General features: G+C 58.1%; 16 protein-coding genes. 9 read left to right on the top strand and 7 right to left on the bottom strand.

Features of this window, described 5'->3' with window-relative positions:
• The first annotated feature begins 100 nt into the window (after nucleotides 1-100).
• Nucleotides 101-3,025: an insulinase family protein gene (locus ACZ5Q2_RS15720; RefSeq protein WP_432209915.1), complete on the top strand. Its 2,925-nt coding sequence runs from the start codon at nucleotides 101-103 to the stop codon at nucleotides 3,023-3,025.
• 91 nt (nucleotides 3,026-3,116) lie between these two features.
• Here ACZ5Q2_RS15720 and ppsR read toward each other — a convergent pair whose 3' ends face one another.
• A complete protein-coding gene (gene ppsR / locus ACZ5Q2_RS15715; RefSeq protein ID WP_058090402.1) occupies nucleotides 3,117-3,932 on the bottom strand; it encodes a posphoenolpyruvate synthetase regulatory kinase/phosphorylase PpsR in 816 nt (271 codons plus the stop codon).
• Between the two features lie 168 nt (nucleotides 3,933-4,100).
• Between ppsR and ppsA the strand changes: the two genes are divergently transcribed.
• Together ppsA and rraA are read left to right on the top strand one after the other, a co-directional pair.
• The gene (gene ppsA / locus ACZ5Q2_RS15710) at nucleotides 4,101-6,437 is read left to right on the top strand and encodes a phosphoenolpyruvate synthase (protein WP_396631706.1); all 2,337 of its coding nucleotides are present in this window, start codon (nucleotides 4,101-4,103) and stop codon (nucleotides 6,435-6,437) included.
• Nucleotides 6,438-6,485: 48 nt separating this feature from the next.
• Nucleotides 6,486-6,965: a ribonuclease E activity regulator RraA gene (gene rraA / locus ACZ5Q2_RS15705; RefSeq protein WP_061331895.1), complete on the top strand. Its 480-nt coding sequence runs from the start codon at nucleotides 6,486-6,488 to the stop codon at nucleotides 6,963-6,965.
• Between the two features lie 52 nt (nucleotides 6,966-7,017).
• On the opposite strand, the gene ACZ5Q2_RS15700 is transcribed toward rraA, so the two are convergent.
• From ACZ5Q2_RS15700 to ACZ5Q2_RS15690, 3 genes are all read right to left on the bottom strand, one after another.
• A complete protein-coding gene (locus ACZ5Q2_RS15700) occupies nucleotides 7,018-7,308 on the bottom strand; it encodes a PilZ domain-containing protein (RefSeq protein WP_061331896.1) in 291 nt (96 codons plus the stop codon).
• Nucleotides 7,309-7,313: 5 nt separating this feature from the next.
• A complete protein-coding gene (locus ACZ5Q2_RS15695; protein WP_072677589.1) occupies nucleotides 7,314-7,982 on the bottom strand; it encodes a TIGR04211 family SH3 domain-containing protein in 669 nt (222 codons plus the stop codon).
• Between the two features lie 134 nt (nucleotides 7,983-8,116).
• On the bottom strand, nucleotides 8,117-8,416 hold the full coding sequence (locus tag ACZ5Q2_RS15690) for a YciI family protein (RefSeq protein WP_432209916.1): 300 nt from the start codon (nucleotides 8,414-8,416) through the stop codon (nucleotides 8,117-8,119).
• An 87-nt stretch (nucleotides 8,417-8,503) separates the two neighbouring features.
• Between ACZ5Q2_RS15690 and ACZ5Q2_RS15685 the strand changes: the two genes are divergently transcribed.
• Nucleotides 8,504-9,370 (top strand): PHP domain-containing protein, encoded by an 867-nt coding sequence (locus ACZ5Q2_RS15685; protein WP_432209917.1) that lies wholly within the window; start codon nucleotides 8,504-8,506, stop codon nucleotides 9,368-9,370.
• Here the strand turns inward: ACZ5Q2_RS15685 and ACZ5Q2_RS15680 are convergent.
• Nucleotides 9,367-9,909, bottom strand: a complete 543-nt coding sequence (locus tag ACZ5Q2_RS15680; RefSeq protein ID WP_061331899.1) for a YecA/YgfB family protein — start codon at nucleotides 9,907-9,909, stop codon at nucleotides 9,367-9,369. The two genes, ACZ5Q2_RS15685 and ACZ5Q2_RS15680, sit on opposite strands and share 4 nt — an antisense overlap.
• A gap of 2 nt (nucleotides 9,910-9,911) precedes the next feature.
• Nucleotides 9,912-13,037: a ribonuclease E gene (rne, locus tag ACZ5Q2_RS15675; protein ID WP_061331900.1), complete on the bottom strand. Its 3,126-nt coding sequence runs from the start codon at nucleotides 13,035-13,037 to the stop codon at nucleotides 9,912-9,914.
• A 751-nt stretch (nucleotides 13,038-13,788) separates the two neighbouring features.
• Here rne and rluC point away from each other — a divergent pair.
• From rluC to ACZ5Q2_RS15660, 3 genes are read left to right on the top strand one after another with little or no spacing between them, the layout of a single operon-like run.
• Nucleotides 13,789-14,703, top strand: a complete 915-nt coding sequence (rluC, locus tag ACZ5Q2_RS15670; protein ID WP_267313157.1) for a 23S rRNA pseudouridine(955/2504/2580) synthase RluC — start codon at nucleotides 13,789-13,791, stop codon at nucleotides 14,701-14,703.
• Nucleotides 14,703-15,350 carry an HAD family hydrolase gene (locus ACZ5Q2_RS15665; protein WP_061331902.1) on the top strand — a complete coding sequence of 216 codons (648 nt, stop codon included), beginning with the start codon at nucleotides 14,703-14,705 and terminating at the stop codon, nucleotides 15,348-15,350. The genes rluC and ACZ5Q2_RS15665 overlap by 1 nt, the downstream gene beginning before the upstream one ends.
• A gap of 24 nt (nucleotides 15,351-15,374) precedes the next feature.
• Nucleotides 15,375-16,430, top strand: coding sequence for a S49 family peptidase (locus tag ACZ5Q2_RS15660; RefSeq protein WP_061331903.1), 1,056 nt, complete (start codon nucleotides 15,375-15,377; stop codon nucleotides 16,428-16,430).
• A 7-nt stretch (nucleotides 16,431-16,437) separates the two neighbouring features.
• On the opposite strand, the gene ACZ5Q2_RS15655 is transcribed toward ACZ5Q2_RS15660, so the two are convergent.
• Nucleotides 16,438-17,052: a Maf family protein gene (locus ACZ5Q2_RS15655; protein WP_061331904.1), complete on the bottom strand. Its 615-nt coding sequence runs from the start codon at nucleotides 17,050-17,052 to the stop codon at nucleotides 16,438-16,440.
• Nucleotides 17,053-17,199: 147 nt separating this feature from the next.
• Between ACZ5Q2_RS15655 and ACZ5Q2_RS15650 the strand changes: the two genes are divergently transcribed.
• Entirely contained in the window at nucleotides 17,200-17,757 is a 558-nt protein-coding gene (locus tag ACZ5Q2_RS15650) for a YceD family protein (RefSeq protein ID WP_061331905.1), read from the top strand.
• A gap of 30 nt (nucleotides 17,758-17,787) precedes the next feature.
• A complete protein-coding gene (gene rpmF / locus ACZ5Q2_RS15645) occupies nucleotides 17,788-17,967 on the top strand; it encodes a 50S ribosomal protein L32 (protein WP_011785345.1) in 180 nt (59 codons plus the stop codon).
• Nucleotides 17,968-17,986: the final 19 nt, after the last annotated feature.

Genomic DNA, 17,986 nt, shown 5'->3' with positions numbered 1-17,986 from the left:
AATGCGGCAGGCTACCTTGTTGAGTCCGTTCCGTGCATCATATCTGATACTACGTGTTACCCTGTAATTCTCCAATTGTTCAATACACAGGATTGTCTTAATGGCTGCAGCGACCGATAACGCAATTCACCCGGCCTTCGAGAAACTTCGCAGTCACCGGATCAACACGCTGAACCTTGAGGTTGAGGAATATCGCCATAAGAAAACCGGCGCCCGCCACCTTCACCTGGCGGCGGACAACGACGAGAACGTCTTTTTTGTGGCGCTGCGTACCTTCCCGATGGATTCCACCGGGGTGGCTCATATTCTTGAGCACACGGCGCTGTGTGGTAGCGAACGTTATCCGGTCCGCGATCCGTTTTTCATGATGATCCGGCGTTCTTTGAACACCTTTATGAACGCCTTCACCAGCAGCGACTGGACCGCCTATCCGTTTGCCAGCATGAACCGCAAGGACTTTGACAACCTGCTGTCGGTGTACCTGGATTCGGTGTTTTTCTCCAGGCTGGACCCGCTGGACTTTGCCCAGGAAGGCCATCGCCTGGAGTTTGACAAGCCGGACGACCCGTCCAGCGACCTGGTGTACCGGGGCGTGGTCTACAACGAAATGAAAGGGGCGATGAGTGCGCCCACGTCCCAGTTGTGGCAGAACCTGACCAGCCACCTGTTCCCGACCACCACCTACCACTACAACAGTGGGGGTGAGCCGGATCATATTGTTGATCTGACCTACGATGACCTGGTGAAGTTCTATAAGCATCATTACCACCCGAGCAACGCCATTTTTGCTACCTATGGCAATATTCCCGCCCGGGAGCACCATGAAAAGTTCGAGGAGCTGGCGCTCAAGCGGTTTGATCGGCTGGAAATCGAGCTGCCGGTACACGACGAGAAGCGCATGTTCGCGCCGCTGCGGGTAGAGCAGGGCTATGCGGTCAATGACGGCGAAGGCACAGAGAACAAAACACACATTGTGATGGGCTGGTTGCTGGGCCACAGCTTTGACCTGCAGGAGAACCTGGAAGGCCAGTTATTGTCTGCCGTATTGCTGGAAAACAGTGCCTCACCGCTGATGCGGGCTCTGGAAACCACCGATATTGGCCATGCTCCGTCGCCCATGTGTGGCCTGGAAGATTCCAACCGGGAAATGACCTTTGTGTGCGGCATTGAAGGCAGCGAGCCAGATAGTCGGGCAGAGCTGGAAACACTGGTTGAATCCACTCTGCAGAGCGTGGTGGATCAGGGCGTGAGTCAGGACCGGCTGGAAGCCATTCTGCACCAGCTTGAACTGCATCAGCGGGAAATAGCGGGGGACAGCTTCCCCTATGGCCTGCAACTGATCATGAGCGCGATTGCGCCGATGGTGCACGGTGGTGATCCGGTGGAGTTGCTGGATCTGGAACCTGTGCTGGCCAGCCTGCGAGAGAAAATCAAGGATCCGGAATATGTGCCCGGCCTGATTCGCCGCAAGCTGCTGGACAACCCGCACCGTGTGACCCTCACCTTGCGCCCGGATGAGAAGCTGGAGAGCTATCACCAGCAGGCCATTCGTGAGGCCTTGGCGCGCCGCAAAGCCAGCCTGACGGAAGAGGAAGTGAAGGCTATTGTGGAGCGTGCTCAGGCCCTGGAACAACGCCAGCTGCGTAAAGATGACGATTCCATTCTGCCAAAGGTCGGCCTGGACGATGTACCTTTGCAGATGCCCGAGCCAGAGGGCAGCTACGATGCCGACATCGGAGCAACCGTGTATTCCCGGGGCACCAATGGCCTGGTGTACCAGCAGGTTGTATTGCCGGTACCGGCGTTGTCAGAGCAGGAATTGTTACTGTTGCCTTACTACACCACCCTGGTTTCCGAAGTGGGTTGTGGTGAACTGGATTACCTGCAGATGCAAGACAGGATTTCCGCGGAATCCGGCGGTATTGGTGCCTCATTCAGCGCCAAGGGGCGTATTGATGATGTTCAGGACGTGTCTGGCTACCTGATTTTCAGCGGCAAGGCCCTGGCCCGCAACGGCAAGGCCCTTACCCAGTTGCTGAAGGATGTATACACCGGCGTCCGGTTTGATGAGAAAGAGCGTATCCGAGAGATTATTGCGCAGGTGCGGGCGCGCCGTGAGCAGGCCGTGACTGGCAGTGGCCACGCCCTGGCCATGGGCGCTGCGGCTCAAGGGTTGAGTGCCGGCTCCTGGCTGACCTTCCGTTTGGGTGGCCTGGCGGGTATCCGTGGGACCAAAGAGCTGGACAAATCCCTGAAGGATGACCAAGCCCTGGCTGAATTCTGTGCCAGCCTGGCGGCGCTGCACGACAAAATCCGCAACCAGCAACGGCAGTTCCTGCTGATTGGCGAAGATGGTCAGTTGGCGCCCATGCTGGATGATCTCAAATCCTGCTGGCAGGGTGATTCCGGTCGGGCGGGCGATGCCTGGGCCATGGCACCGGTTAATTACAGCACCCGTGAGGCCTGGTTGACGTCAACCCAGGTGAATTTCTGTGCCAAGGCCTACAGCACCGTTGCGGTGGATCATCCGGATGCTGCCGCGCTGACGGTTCTGGGCGGTTTCCTGCGCAATGGCTTCCTGCATCGTGCTATCCGGGAAAAGGGCGGTGCCTATGGTGGCGGTGCCGGCCAGGACAGTGTCAATGGCGTATTCCGTTTCTTCTCGTACCGGGACCCGAGGCTGGCGGAAACCCTCGACGACTTCGACGGTGCCCTGAACTGGCTGCGCACGGAAAACCACGATGCCCAGTCCCTTGAAGAGGCCATCCTCGGTGTTATCGGCCAGTTGGACCGGCCGAGGTCACCCGCCGGTGCCGCTCGCCACGCGTTCCATAACAAGCTGTTTGGCCGCACGCCGGAGCAGCGGGCCCGGTTCCGGGAGCGAGTGCTCGCGGTGACGCTGGACGAGCTGCAACGGGTGGCCGATACCTGGCTGGTGCCGGAAAAGGCCAGTGTGGCGGTCGTCACCAACCCTGATAATCGCGGCGTGGCCGAGGGCCTGGGCATGGCGATTCAGGAACTCTGAGGTAGAGTCGCAATAACTGCCTCTCAGAGAATTGAAAAGGGCCCGGAAATCAGATTTCCGGGCCCTTTTCGTTTAAGCCTTTTGGCGGGTATCACCGGTGTCGCTTCAGGCCGGTGGTGACCATGATACGGGTGGATATTTCCTCAACCGAATAGGCCGTCGTGTTCAGGTAGGGAATGCGTTCCCGCTTGTACATCAGTTCAATTTCCTCGATTTCGTGCATGCACTGCTGAATCGAGGAGTAGCGGGAGTTCGGTCGCCGTTCATTGCGGATGGTTGCCAGTCGTTCCGGTTCAATCGTCAGCCCGAAGATCTTCTCTTTGTGGGGGCGCAGAGCCGCAGGCAGTTTCTGATCCTCCAGATCTTCCTCAGTAATGGGGTAATTTGCCGCCTTGATGCCGTATTGAAGCGCAAGGTAGAGGCACGTCGGTGTCTTGCCACTTCGGGAGGCGCCCACCAGGATCAGGTCTGCTTCACTGTAGTGTCTTGTGCGGGCGCCGTCGTCGTTATCCAGTGCAAAGTTCACCGCGTTGATCCGGCGCTCGTAACTGCCTTCGTTATTGATGGCGTGGGATTTGCCCACGGTGTAAGACGACGATGAGTTAAGTTCCTGCTCCAGCGGACTCAGGAAGGTGCCAAAAATGTCGATCATGAAGCCGTCGGCGGTACTGATGATTTCACGGATACTGCTGTTAACGATGGTATCGAGAACCAGGGGCGCGGCACCGTCTACCTCCGCAGCCTTGTTGATGCGTTTGACCAGGTCATGAGCCTTTTCTTCATCATCAATATAGGGCACGGTTATACGTTCAAAATCGATTTTCTCGAACTGGGCAAGCAGGGCATGGCCGAGTGCTTCTGCCGTCAGGCCTGTGCCGTCCGAAATAAAAAAAGCGGTTCTTTTCATGGCTGTATCCGGTTTGGTTTTGGCTGATTGCCGGGAGTTGTTCCGCAGCTCCCTAGGTAATTTCCGCAGGTTACAGTATCATACACGCCAGATTCGAGACTCCGCGCTACACAGACTCAAGGGAGACGTGCTTTGGAAGATTACATCATCTGGTTTGACCACCTGGGAATGTCCGATGTTGACCGGGTTGGAGGCAAGAACGCTTCCCTCGGTGAAATGATCAGTAATCTCGCCAATGCAGGCGTTACCGTTCCCGGTGGTTTCGCCACCACTGCCTATGCCTATCGCGAGTTTCTGGCCACCGATGGCCTGAAAGACAAAATCGACCAGGCTCTTGATGCCCTTGATGTAAACGATGTTAACGAGCTCGCTCGTGTCGGTGCCCAGATTCGCCAATGGGTGGTTGATACTCCGTTCCCCGATAGCCTGGATAATGCCCTGAAAGAGGCCTTTGCGAAACTCCAGAATGGTAACGAAGACATGGCTGTGGCGGTTCGCTCGTCTGCCACGGCAGAAGACTTGCCGGATGCCTCCTTTGCCGGCCAACAGGAAACCTTCCTCAATGTGTCTGGCCTTCAGCAGGTTCGTACCTCGGTCAAAGAGGTGTTTGCCTCCCTGTTTAATGACCGGGCGATTTCCTACCGTGTTCACCATGGCTTTGATCACAAGCTGGTGGCGCTGTCTGCGGGCATCCAGAAAATGGTACGCAGTGAAACCGCTTCCAGTGGTGTGATGTTTACCCTGGATACCGAATCCGGCTTCCGCGATGTGGTGTTCATCACGTCGTCCTACGGCCTGGGCGAGACGGTTGTACAGGGCGCCGTTAACCCGGATGAGTTTTACGTGCACAAGCCTACGCTCGAGGCTGGCCGCCCGGCGGTGCTGCGCCGGAACCTGGGCAGCAAGGCCATCAAGATGGTTTACCATTCCGAGCCGGGCGAAGGCCAGTTCGTGGAAACCGTCAAGGTAGAGCAGGAAGACCGTAACCGCTTCTCCATTACCGATGCGGAAGTGGAAGAGCTGGCCAAGCAGGCCATGATTATCGAACAGCACTACCAGCGCCCGATGGATATTGAATGGGCTAAAGATGGTGACGACGGCAAGATCTACATTGTTCAGGCCCGCCCTGAAACCGTGAAGAGCCGCGCCTCGGCCAACGTGATGGAGCGCTACCTGCTGAAAGAGACCGGTAAGGTGCTGGTGGAAGGCCGCAGTATCGGCCACAAGATCGGCAGTGGTCCGGTCAAGATTATCACCAGCATTAACGAGATGGACCGTGTGCAACCCGGTGATGTGCTGGTCACCGACATGACCGACCCGGATTGGGAACCGGTGATGAAGCGCGCTTCCGCCATCGTCACCGACCGTGGTGGCCGTACCTGTCACGCGGCGATCATCGCCCGTGAGCTGGGTATTCCTGCGGTTGTGGGTTGTGGTGATGCCACCGAGTTACTGAAAGACGGCCAGGATGTGACCGTATCCTGTGCCGAAGGCGACACCGGCATGATCTACGAAGGCGCCCTGGACTTCGAGCTGCGTGAAAACACCGTGGATTCCATGCCCAACATTCCGTTCAAGATCATGATGAATGTGGGCAACCCGGACCGGGCCTTTGACTTCCAGGCGCTGCCCAACGAAGGTGTTGGCCTGGCCCGCCTTGAGTTCATCATCAACCGCATGATCGGTGTTCATCCAAAGGCGTTGCTGAACTACGACGGCCTGCCCCGCGATATCAAACAGACAGTCGACAAGCGTATTGCCGGCTACACCTCCCCGGTGGATTTCTACGTCGACAAGCTGGTTGAAGGTATTTCGACCCTGGCCGCAGCATTTGCGCCGAAGAAAGTGATTGTGCGGTTGTCTGATTTCAAATCCAACGAGTACGCCAACCTGATTGGTGGCACCCTGTATGAGCCGGACGAAGAAAACCCGATGCTGGGCTTCCGTGGCGCATCGCGTTATATCTCCGAAACTTTCCGCGACTGTTTCGAGCTGGAGTGCCGGGCGCTCAAGAAAGTCCGTAACGACATGGGCCTGACCAACGTTGAGGTAATGGTACCGTTCGTGCGCACCGTGGGCGAGGCCGAACAGGTGGTTAATCTGCTGGCGGAGAATGGCCTCAAGCGTGGCGACAATGGCCTGCGGGTTATCATGATGTGTGAGCTGCCGGCCAACGCGATTCTGGCTGAACAGTTCCTGGAGCACTTTGACGGTTTCTCAATCGGCTCCAACGATTTGACGCAGCTGACTCTGGGCCTCGACCGGGATTCCGGTATCATTGCGCATCTGTTTGACGAGCGGAATGATGCCGTCAAAGCCCTGTTGTCCAACGCTATCCAGGCCTGTAAAAAGGCTGGGAAGTACATCGGCATCTGCGGTCAGGGCCCGTCTGATCATCCGGACCTGGCCAAGTGGCTGATGGACGAGGGTATCGATACGGTATCCCTGAACCCGGATTCCGTGCTGGATACCTGGTTCTTCCTGGCTGACGAGAAGATTGACTGAGCGCGAATATTTCGGAAAAGCTAACATTTCGGAAAAGGAGAGTAGCAGGTGAGCAAGATCATTACGCCGGATCTGTGCGACGAGTTTCCGGAAGTACAGGTGGTTGAGCCTGGCTTCAACAATTACGGTGGTGTGCGCCAGTTTGGCGGCGAAATCGTTACCGTGAAGTGCTTTGAAGACAACTCCGTGGTCAAGGAGCAGGTGGGCCTGCCGGGCAACGGTCGGGTAATGGTGGTAGACGGTGGTGCGTCCAAGCGCAATGCGTTGCTGGGCGACATGCTGGCCGAGAAAGCCGCAGAGAATGGCTGGGCCGGTCTGGTAATTTACGGCTGCATCCGGGATGTGGACGAAATTGGCCAGACCCACCTGGGTGTTCAGGCGCTGGGCACGGTTCCCCGGAAGACTGAAAAGCGTGGTATTGGTGACCTGAACATTCCGGTTACCTTCCACGGCGTGACCTTCCATCCGGGCCACTACGTGTATGCCGATAACAATGGCATCATCGTATCCGAGAAACCCCTGGTTTGACCCGGGGTTGTCCTGGAGAAATACAAAGCGGCGGCCTTCTGGCCGCCGTTTTTTATTGGGTAACTTCTGTGATGTTGACGCCGATCAGATAACCTTCGCCCTCTGGTTCGCAACGAATGACCTCACACACGGTCTCCAGCGGGGGTAGCTGGTTATCTGCGCCTTCCAGGCGGGTTCTGAGTTCACTGCCCACGGCGACAGCTTCGTCAATGAACAGCTGCATGCCCGCGGCGCTCAGGTCCCGGCAGATGCCGGTGAATGTATCGCCCCTGGCATTGGTGATTTCAATGCGGCTGTTTACCTGCATCCGGTGAAAGTCACGTTTTTCCGAGTAATCTTTCATGGCATTTAGGCCCAGTTGTCGGTTTTTCTTGTTGGTTTGAGCATCGGAATGAGCAGGGCCAGCAGAACACCGCCAAGCACCAGGCCGGCGCCTAGCAGCATGAAATCGGAATCCTTGCTGGCTTCAAGCCGTTCATTCTCTGCCGTCAGTACTTCCAGATCGTTACGCAGTTTCTGATTCTCTTCGCGCAGCTCCCGGTTGCGTCGCTCCAGGTTGATGGAGTCCGCCGCGATATTCTTGATGCGGGTGAGTTCTTCCTGAAGTTCACCAGCGCGGTTGGAAAGGCTGCTTTCGGCGTTCTGCAGGTTGTCACGTTCTTCCGTAACCTCCGACAACTGCTCGCGGACACTCGTGAGCTCTGAGCGCGCCTGCTCCAGTTGCTGGGTGGCGCGTCGTAACCGGTCAGCGGCAATCGGCTGGTTGCTGAGATACTGGCTTGAAACCCAGCCTTCAGTGCCTTTGGGCGTTCTCACCTTGGTGTAACCATCGCCGACTTCCAACACCTCCAGCGGTGTGCCGCTGGGAACCGCGTTTTCAATAATCCGGAACTGGGAGCCGGCTCCGGATCGAACGGGCAGGTAGAGCTTGTCGTCAACCCATACGGTACGGGCTTGAGCGACGGAAACCGAAGCGATGATAAGCAAAAGGCTGAGAAGAAGACGGAGCGATGTCACGGATTACGTTCCCTGGTATGGTCTATTGACGGTCATTCAAACACGCAATTTTGTCACACAGTGACGGGTATTCAAGCAATCGCGGGTTACAATCCGCTCATGCAGTGCTGTTGTCTGGTTACACTGTCACCAGCTCAGGGCAGCACAACCTTGTAGGGCTTGACGGTCACGGATTGATACACCCCGGCTTCAATGTACGGGTCGGCATCCGCCCACGCCTCAGCCTGTTCCAGTGATTCAAACTCGGCGATGACCAGGCTGCCGCTGAACCCGGCTTCGCCCGGGTCCGGGGAGTCGATGGCCGGGTGGGGGCCGGCTACCAGCAAACGCCCCTCGGCTTTCAGTGCTTCCAGCCTTGCAACATGAGCCGGGCGGGCGGTCATCCGAAGGGCCAGGCTGTTGGGGACATCTTCGCTGATAATGGCGTAATACATGGGTGCTCCGGTACAAATCTCGGTTTGGTTAGGGCCGGATAGCCAACACTGGTACACTGGCGGCTATCGCCCAGTTCAGGACTGTTTGTGACTATACCTCAAGACCCGAAACCGTGCATTGATCTGCATTGCCATAGCACCGCATCCGATGGCGCGTTAACGCCGGAAGACCTGGTTGCCCGGGCGGCAGAGCAGGGTGTCAGCCATCTTGCACTGACCGACCATGACACCATTGCTGGTCTCGCTCAGGCCCGCGCCCGGGGGCAGGAACTGGGGCTGTCACTGATTAGCGGTGTTGAGCTGTCTTGTGTCTGGCGCAGCCACACCATTCATGTGGTCGGCCTGGACTTCGATGAAGCGGATCCGGCGTTTCTGAAAGCACTGGCGCAGCAGAACGAGAACCGGTGGCAGCGAGCGCGGTTGATTGCCGATAGGCTGGCTCGCCTGAAGGTTGACGGGTTGCTGGAGAAAGCGACGGCCCTGGCCGGAGGGGACGTGCCGGGACGACCGCATTTTGCCCAGGTTCTGGTGAACGCCGAGGTGGTGCCAAAGACGGCCCATGCGTTCAAGCGCTACCTTGGTTCCGGAAAGCCCGGTGATGTGAAGGCCTGCTGGCCCGAATTATCTGAAGTGGTGCAATGGATCACGGATGCTGGCGGCATCGCTGTGCTCGCGCATCCCCGAAAATACCGGTTGACGGCAACCCGCCTGCGTGAGCTGACAGCGGATTTTCGCCGGGCTGGTGGTCGGGCCATTGAGGTGTCGGTATCCGGGCAGTCCAGTGGCGATCTCGGTTTTGTGGCAGAGCTGGCAAGGCGGGAGCAGTTGCTGGCTTCTCAGGGCAGCGATTTTCATTTTCCCGGCGCGCCCTGGTGCGAGCTGGGCCGTATCATGAAAATGCCAGAGGGGCTGGAGCCCGTCTGGCATCATTTCAGGCAACCGGTGAACGCTTAGTCCGGTGCGTGGAACAGCAGGTAGAGGTCCGTCAGTGAATCCGGAATGGCTTCCGCCATGCGACCTGATAACTTCTCATCGTTACGCACGTTCTGGAAGTCCTCGTCCTCGAACAGGCCAGACAGGGTAAGCATCGGTACCATCAGGTCCGCGACGTCTTCCTCGCTGGCGGCATCGAGCCAGGCCTCTTCATTTTCCAGGAAGGTATCAACAAACCCGGCGCACCAGTTTTCCAGTGCGTTCATGGGGTCGCCGTCTTCCGGTTCCGGCAGTTCCAGCGGCTGGCCCATGTCCAGGGCGTGGGCCATATCAGAAGCCAACACCTTCACACAGTGAGCGAAGACCTCCGGTACCTTGCCGTTTGGCAGGGTGTCTGCGCCGGTGGCGAGGCGGAAGAGATCTTCCGCCTCCAGGCTGACCGGGCCGATAACGCTGGCACACACCACGCCGTGGAATCCGAAGAAATCCAGGGCTTCATCTCCCCAGGGCTCAGCGAACAGTATGTCTTCCAGCGCCTCGATATCCGAATTGGTCAGCATATTCAGTTACTCCCGGCCTTCTTGGCTTCGGCGGCCGCACGCTGGCGCTTACGGACCTCACGTGGGTCATTGTATGCACGGCCCGGAGTGACCGGAACGTCTGGCATTTCGTCCTGTGCGGGGGCGTTCTGCGCATCGTCGGCTTTTACTTCTGCCTTGGGCTCTGCGTCAGTCTTAGCCTCAGCTTCCGGTTCTGCCTTGTCAGCCTTGGCCTTGGGCTCGGGGCTCTCTGGCTGGGCTTTTGGCTCTTCGCTCCTGGGCTTCTCGGTGGTTTCAGTCTGTTCCGACTTTTCAGCCTTCAGAGCATCCGCCGTTTCGCTGTTTGCTGCCTTGCTTTCGGTCTTTGGAGCTTCTGTCGCTTCAGCGGGCTTGCTCTCGGACTTCGGCGTTGCTTCCGGCTTGTCAGTTGCCTCTGCTGCTTTTGCTTCGCTGTCGGTCTTGGTGGCCGGCGCTTCAGCATTGGCGCTATCTGCAGCCTTGTCTGCGGCTTTCGGTTTGCGCTGACGGTTTGCCGGGCGAGCCTTGCGGGGTTCCCTGGGCTCCTTGTCCTTCTCGGCGTTACCGGATTCAGGCGCGTCAGCCGGCTTCGCGGCGTCAGCCTTGGCGTCGGTTGTTTCGCTCGCCTTCTGGCCGTCAACCTGGTTGCCTTGCTCTGCCGGCTGGGCAGGTTGCTCGGCTTTCTCTTCCGGCACCTTGTCGGCTTTCGGCTGTTCCTGCTTGTCAGCCTTGGGTGTCTCCACCGTGGCCTTGTCTTCGGCGGCAGCGCTCTTCGGTGCTTCAACCTTCTTGGGCTGTTCAACCGGTTGCTGGGCTGGCTGTTGCTTCGCCTCTTCGTTACCGGTCTCTACGCCTTTCTCGGGCTGAGTGTCCTTCTGGTGCCTTTCGCTCCGTTCTGCCTTGCGAGCGGCCGGTGTGCTGGCCGGAGACTCGGCAGGTGAGCCGTCGCGATTACGCTGGCGGCGCGGCTTACGACGCTTGTCGTCGCCACCTTGCTTGTTCTCGGCCTGGGCTTTTTGGCCGTCCTGCGGCTCGCGGTTGTCTTTCTGGTCTTTTGCGTCGCGCTGAGGACGATTGCGGTTCTGATTGCGACCCTGTGAATCCTTGCGGTTATCCCGACGGTTCTCACCGCCCTTGTTGTCGGTACCACGGTTATCGCCACCCTTGTCCTGCTGCCCTGAGCGATTCTGGGCGGCACGGGACTGGTCTTCGTTGCGGTTGCCGCGATTACGGTTGCGGTTGTCATCGGCGCGGTTTGGCTGGCCACCCTGACGGCGGTCGTTGCCGGTGCGATTGCCACCCTGGCGCTGGTCGTCACGGGCTACCCTTGATTTACGACGGTCCTGGCGGCCCTGATTGCGACGGTCTCCGGCGCGGTCACGGTTGCCGGCGGCTTGTTTGGTGTCGGTTTGCTCCTGCTCGCCGCGGAAGAAACAGGCGATTTTCTTGCCGAGCTTGCGGAACAGGCCTTCCTCCGGCTCCGCTGGTTCAGCGGCGGCCTGGGGGGCTGTCGGGGCAGGGGCTGTGGGGCGGATGGCCTTCACGGCAGCCTGCTCACGAACCGGCTTTTCGGTGGTCGTTACTTCGGCGCTTTCTTCTTCCCGCTCGTTGTATTCCTGGGCAACCTGATGGCTGGCAATGTGCTCAGGGGTTGCTTCATCCTGACGCAGGCGGATGATCTCGAAGTGCGGTGTTTCCATATTTGGCACCGGGGCAACCACCACGGAAACGCCCTGGCGTGCCTCGATGTCGGCCAACTGCTTGCGTTTTTCGTTCAGCAGGAAGGTAGCCACGGACACCGGCACGATGGCGCGGACTTCGGCGGTCTTTTCCTTGGACGATTCTTCGTAGATCAGTCGCATGATGCTCAGGGCCAGGGATTCGATACCCCGGATGGTGCCCTGGCCTTCACAGCGAGGGCACACTTCGCTGCGTGTTTCACCCAAAGATGGGCGCAGGCGTTGACGGGACATTTCCAGCAGGCCGAAACGGGAAATCTTGCCGACCTGAACGCGGGCCCGGTCGATTTCCAGGGCTTCACGCATTTTCTGCTCGACTTCGCGCTGGTGCTTGGCCGGCGTCATGTCGATGAAATCGATAACGATCAACCCGCCCATGTCTCGCAGGCGCAGCTGGCGGGCGATTTCTTCTGCCGCTTCCAGGTTGGTCTGCAGGGCAGTCTCCTCAATGTCGTGGCCTTTGGTGGCGCGGGAGGAGTTGATATCAATGGAGACCAGTGCTTCGGTGGGGTCGATCACAATGGAGCCGCCAGAGGGCAACTTCACTTCCCGCTGGAACGCGGTTTCGATCTGGCCTTCGATCTGATACCGGCTGAACAGGGGAATCTCATCCTTGTAAAGCTTGATCTTGTTCTCGAAGGTGGGCATTACGGCGCGTACAAAACTGAGTACGTCTTCGTAAACGCCGTCAGCGTCGATCAGGACTTCGCCGATGTCCTGGCGGAGGTAGTCACGAACCGCCCGGATGATAACGTTGCTTTCCTGGTGAATCAGGAAGGGCGCCTTGCGCTCCCCGGCGGCCTGGGTGATGGCTTCCCAGAACTGCACCAGGTAATCAAGATCCCACTGGAGCTCTTCGGTGGTGCGGCCAATACCGGCAGTACGCACGATGATTCCCATGGACTTGGGAACCTGTACGCCGTTCATGGCGTCTTTCAGCTGCGCCCGGTCATCGCCTTCAATGCGACGGGAAATGCCACCGGCGCGGGGGTTGTTGGGCATCAGCACCAGGTAGCGACCGGCCAGAGAGATAAAGGTGGTCAGGGCTGCGCCCTTGTTGCCACGCTCTTCTTTATCAACCTGCACGATGACTTCCTGTCCTTCAGACAGAACATCCTTGATGTTGATTTTGCCTTCGATCTGGCCGGGAGACTTCTTGAAGTACTCTTTGGAGATTTCTTTCAGCGGGAGGAAGCCGTGGCGCTCTGCGCCAAAGTCGACGAACGCCGCTTCAAGGCTGGGTTCTACGCGGGTGATACGACCTTTGTAAATGTTGGCTTTTTTCTGTTCACGGGTGCTGGATTCGATATCCAGGTCAAAAAGCCGTTGGCCGTCTACCAGAGCTACGCGCAACTCTTCAGGGTGAGTTGCATTGATCAGCATTCTTTTCATGGAAAGAAAGGGTTCCTGTCGTTTGTTAGTGACAGAAAACCGGGAGCGTTCGCATCAGCGAAGCGGGATGTGCGTGCCGCGGGCCCGTTACAGCAGGGCGGCCGGCGGCCAGACGGATCAAACCCTTATGGGTTGCGATCCTGTAAGTCTGAGACCACCGCCGACAATCCGCCTGCCTGACAGCAGGGAGAGGTCGAATAGGGTGAATGTCTGTTGACGCATAATATCCGTTTTCAGGTTCACACAAACTCCTGGGTCTCACGTCGTATTGGTTTGCTGGACGGCCCGGGTTTGCATGGTAGTGATTCTTCGCGATGTCGCCCGACGGTTTTCCGGTCGGTTTTTCCTCTCCCGGAGCAGGTCGCAGCCTCTCTGGGTCTGCCCTGTGGTCCGGGAGTTTGTTTCACGCCGGGCCCGGTAATGATTGGGCTTCGGCGTTCAATCTCTTAATCAGTGTCGGTATACTGCTGCCGCTCCGGCTTCTGACCAGAGTTCGTCAGGCCGTAGACAAACGGCAGAGCACGCCGGAATATAACAGTAAAGCGGTGTTCGTTCAATCCCGCGTTTATCACCCAGGAAAAGGTATCCCATGTCGCGCAAGCCAGCAGCCCGTCGTCAGCCGCCGAAACGCGGCAATCCGTCCCATGGGGGATCGGGCCGGGCAGGGCCGGTGTCCTCTGATGGGCGTCGCGGAGAGTTGCTGGCAGGCCAGGTGCAGAAGGGTGTCCAGTGGGTGACGGTGGACGAGGATATGGCCGGCCAGCGCGTAGACAACTTTCTCCTCGCCCGCCTGCGGGGTGTGCCCAAAAGCATTGTGTATCGAATCGTTCGCAAGGGTGAGGTGCGGGTTAACAAAGGTCGAGTAAGGCCGGATTCCCGCCTTCAGGCTGGCGACGTGGTGCGCATTCCGCCGATTGTCCAGAAGAGCAAGCCGGAGTCGCCTACGCCCGGTGATCGGGTGCAATCGGTTATGGAAGCGGCCGTGGTCTTTGAAAATGACGATATGCTGGTGGTGAACAAGCCCTCGGGTATTGCCGTTCATGGTGGCAGTGGTCTGAGTTTTGGTTTGATCGAAGTGCTCAGGTCGGCCCGGCCGCAGGCAAAGTTCCTGGAGTTGGTGCATCGGCTGGACCGGGATACGTCCGGTTTGGTGATGGTGGCTAAAAAACGCTCGGCGTTGCGTTTTCTTCAGGATGAACTGCGGCACAAGCGCATTCGTAAGCATTATCACGCCCTGGTGGCGGGCACCTGGCCAGCGGCCATTGGTCGGGTTGATGAGCCACTCCTGCGCTATGAGATGCCGAATGGCGAGCGGCGGGTGAAAGTAAGTCCCGAAGGCAAGGAATCGCTGACGCTGTTTCGCTGTTTGCAGCAGTACCAGGGGTACAGTCTGGTGCAGGCGTCGCCGGTAACCGGTCGCACGCACCAGATTCGCGTTCACAGTGCCTCGGCTGGTCACCCGATAGCCGGCGATGACAAATATATGGACGACGCCAGTCTCAAGGCATTTCGGGCCATCGGTGGGCAGCGGCTGATGCTTCATGCCAGGGCCCTTGAGTTCACATTGCCGGGATCTGATGAGGCAATGAGTCTCGAAGCGCCGTATGATGAGCCATTCGCCAAGGTGCTCAAAGAGCTTGAGCAGCGTAGCAAGGGTAGTTATTGATGGATGTAAAGGTTGTTATTTTTGACTGGGACGGAACGCTCATTGATTCCGTGGACCATATCGCCGACAGCTTGCACCAGGCTGCGACTGAGCTGGGGTATCCGGAGCTGGAGCGCGAGGCCTATCGGGATATTATTGGGCTGGGCATGATCGAGGCTCTGGAACGTCTTTACCCGGGGTTGAGCCGCGAGGAAATGATGCGGATTCGGGAGGGTTATGCAGGTTACTTTTTCCAGAAAGTGACCACGCCCCAGAACGTATTCGAGGGTATGGCGGACATGCTGGCGGACTTGCGTGGCTCTGGCCGGAGCTGTTCGGTGGCCACCGGCAAGAGCCGACGGGGGCTGGAAGTGGCACTCACCTCCAGCGGGCTGGGCACCCATTTCGACATTACCCGGTGTGCTGACGAAACCAAATCCAAGCCTGACCCGCTGATGCTTGAAGAAATTCTGGATTTCTACGGTTACCGGCCGGAGCAGGCGGTGATGATCGGTGACACCCGCTACGACCTGGATATGGCTCGCCGTATTGGTATGCCGGCGATCGGGGTTGAGTGGGGCGTGCATAAGCGTGACGTGCTGGAACAGTATGATCCCCACGCAGTAGTGAGTTCTGTTGACGAGCTTCGGCGTACGCTGGGGCTATGATCGTTTGTGGTTAAGGAATAGCGGATGAGTGACTGGGAATCGGATAAGGAGCCGGGCTGGGGTGACAAGCCTGCAGAGCCTGAGCAGAGTGCGCCGGCGCGAAAGCGAGGTTTGTTTGGCAGTAAAGAGCCGGCGTTGCCGCCGGAATCGGGGCGCGACTGGCGACTGATCGAGAAGCTGGTGATGTCACTGCAGGCCGAGCAGCGCCGAAGCCGTCGCTGGGGGATCTTTTTCAAGATTTTGACTTTTGGTTACCTGTTCGCGCTGCTGTTCTTTATACGTTCGCCTCTTGGTGACAGTGTTGATTCCGTTGCCGGTCACCACACCGCGTTGGTGGAGGTCAGGGGCACTATCGCCGCAGATGAGCTGGCGAGCGCCGATAACCTGGTGACATCGCTGCGCAATGCCTTTGAGGCTGAGCGCTCAAAGGCGGTGGTGTTAAGGATCAATAGTCCCGGCGGCAGCCCGGTGCAGGCAGGCTACGTCTACGATGAAATCAAGCGCCTGCGGGAAGAGTATCCGGATAAAAAGGTATATGCCGTCATTTCGGACATCGGAGCCTCGGGAGCCTATTACATCGCGGCGGCGGCTGATGAAATCTACGCCAACCGTGCCAGTCTGGTGGGATCGATCGGCGTAATTGCCGGCGGATTCGGGTTCAGTGAAATGCTGGACAAAATCGGTGTGGATCGCCGCCTCTATACCGCCGGCGAGAGCAAAGCTTTCCTTGACCCGTTCTCGCCAGAGCGCGATGAGGATGTTGCGTTCTGGCAGAGCGTGCTGGAAAACACTCACCAGCAGTTCATTAGTGCCGTAAAGGAGGGCAGGGGTGATCGCCTGGCAGACGACGAGCGGTTGTTCAGTGGTCTGGTGTGGAGTGGCGAGCAGGCTGTTGAACTGGGGCTGGTGGACGGGTTGGGCAGTACCTCCTGGGTGGCCCGTCAGTTGGTGGGTGAGGAGAACTTGGTGGACTACAGTCGCCGTCGCTCGCCCTTTCGTGAGCTTGTGGACCAGTTGGGCGTCTCGGTCGGCGAGGGTGTCGCTACCCGTATGTTGGAATCGCGCCTCGAATTGCGTTAATCGTCTGCTACACCCCGGATGATGGTTCGGGGTGTAGCAGCGGGTTGTTACCGAGCCGGATCAGAATCTCGTTCAGGGCAATCAGTGGCAATCCAATCAGGCTGTTGGGGTCTCGCCCTTCCAATCCCTTGAACAGGGTTATGCCCAATCCCTCCATCTTGAAGCTGCCGGCGCAGTCATAGGGTTGCTCTCTGCGCAGGTAATTGCTGATTTCCTCGCTGGTAAGGTCGCGGAAATGTGCAATAAAGGTTTCGCAGCAGTGTTCGAGAGCGCCTGTCCGGGTGTCGAGCACCGCCAGGCCGGTGAGGAAGTGCACGCTTTTCCCGCTGCTCTGGCTGAGTTGTTCAAGCGCCTGCTCATAGCTGCCTGGTTTGCTTAACAGTGTACCGTTCGGCAGGGCGGCGACCTGGTCCGAGCCGATGATGAGTTTTCCTGGGTGCTCCGGTGCAAGCGCCTGGGCTTTCTGGGTGGCCAGTCGAACCGCCAGAGCATCCGGTAGTTCGCCTTGTAGCGGCGATTCGTCGATATTTGGGCTGGCTGTCTCAAAGGGCAGGCCCAGCTGTTCGAGCAGGCGTTTGCGGTAAGGGGATGATGACGCTAGCAAAAGGCCGGATGAGGTCATGGTTGCCTTGTAGAGGTGGTGGGTGGATGGATCTGGTCAGGTTTGCCGGTCCATATCGTAAAATACCCCTACACGGAGCGGAACCCCCGGCAGAAAGTGGATTAAGTCTTTGACAGAGGCGGGTCGCGCCCCTAAAATTGCGCGCCTATGTATAAAGCGCCGATCGCCGAACTGCCGAAATCCGTTGACCCTATCCGGTTGGCTGAGCAGAACAGAACACTTGAGGGGGTAGTTCCACTCAAGGGTCTCGCTCGTTTTCGAGAAGCAGTTCCTGGCTTGCAGGATGGCAGTGAATGCCATGTTAAGCTGTCCTTTTATCAGGATAGTGAGCGCCGAAGGGTTGTGTCGGGCGAGCTGTCTGCGCCGGTCACACTGGAGTGCCAGCGTTGCATGACTGATATGCATACGACACTGGAATCCCGTTTTGATCTCGGGTTGGTCATCAACGATGAGCAGGCCCAACGATTGCCGAAAGCACTGGAACCCTTTCTGTTCGAGGACTTCAGCGCAGACTTGTGGGCCATGGTGGAAGACGAGCTATTGCTGGTATTACCACCCTTTCCTCTTCATGAGAGGGACGAATGCCCGGCAAAGGAAGACCTGGAGGCACTGGAGCCATCAAAGGCTGCCAGTGAGCCAGAGGTAAAGAAAAGAGAAGACAACCCGTTCAGTGTGCTGGCGGGTCTCAAGACGACAAAGCATTAACGTTTTCGTAAATAGGTCAGGAGCATAACCATGGCTGTACAGCAAAATCGCAAGACCCGTTCCAAGCGTGGCATGCGCCGTTCGCACGACGCACTGAGCGCCGCCGCTCTGTCCACAGACGCAACCACCGGCGAAGTTCATCGTCGTCACCACGTCTCTCCGGACGGTTTTTACCGCGGAAAGCAGGTTGTTGAGGCTCGCGACGAGTAAGATCGTCGGGATACCCTTC

This window comes from Marinobacter alkaliphilus (genome assembly GCF_055394375.1).
The sequence above is the reverse complement of the archived record's forward strand: the minus strand, read 5'-3'. Positions and strand labels throughout refer to the sequence as shown.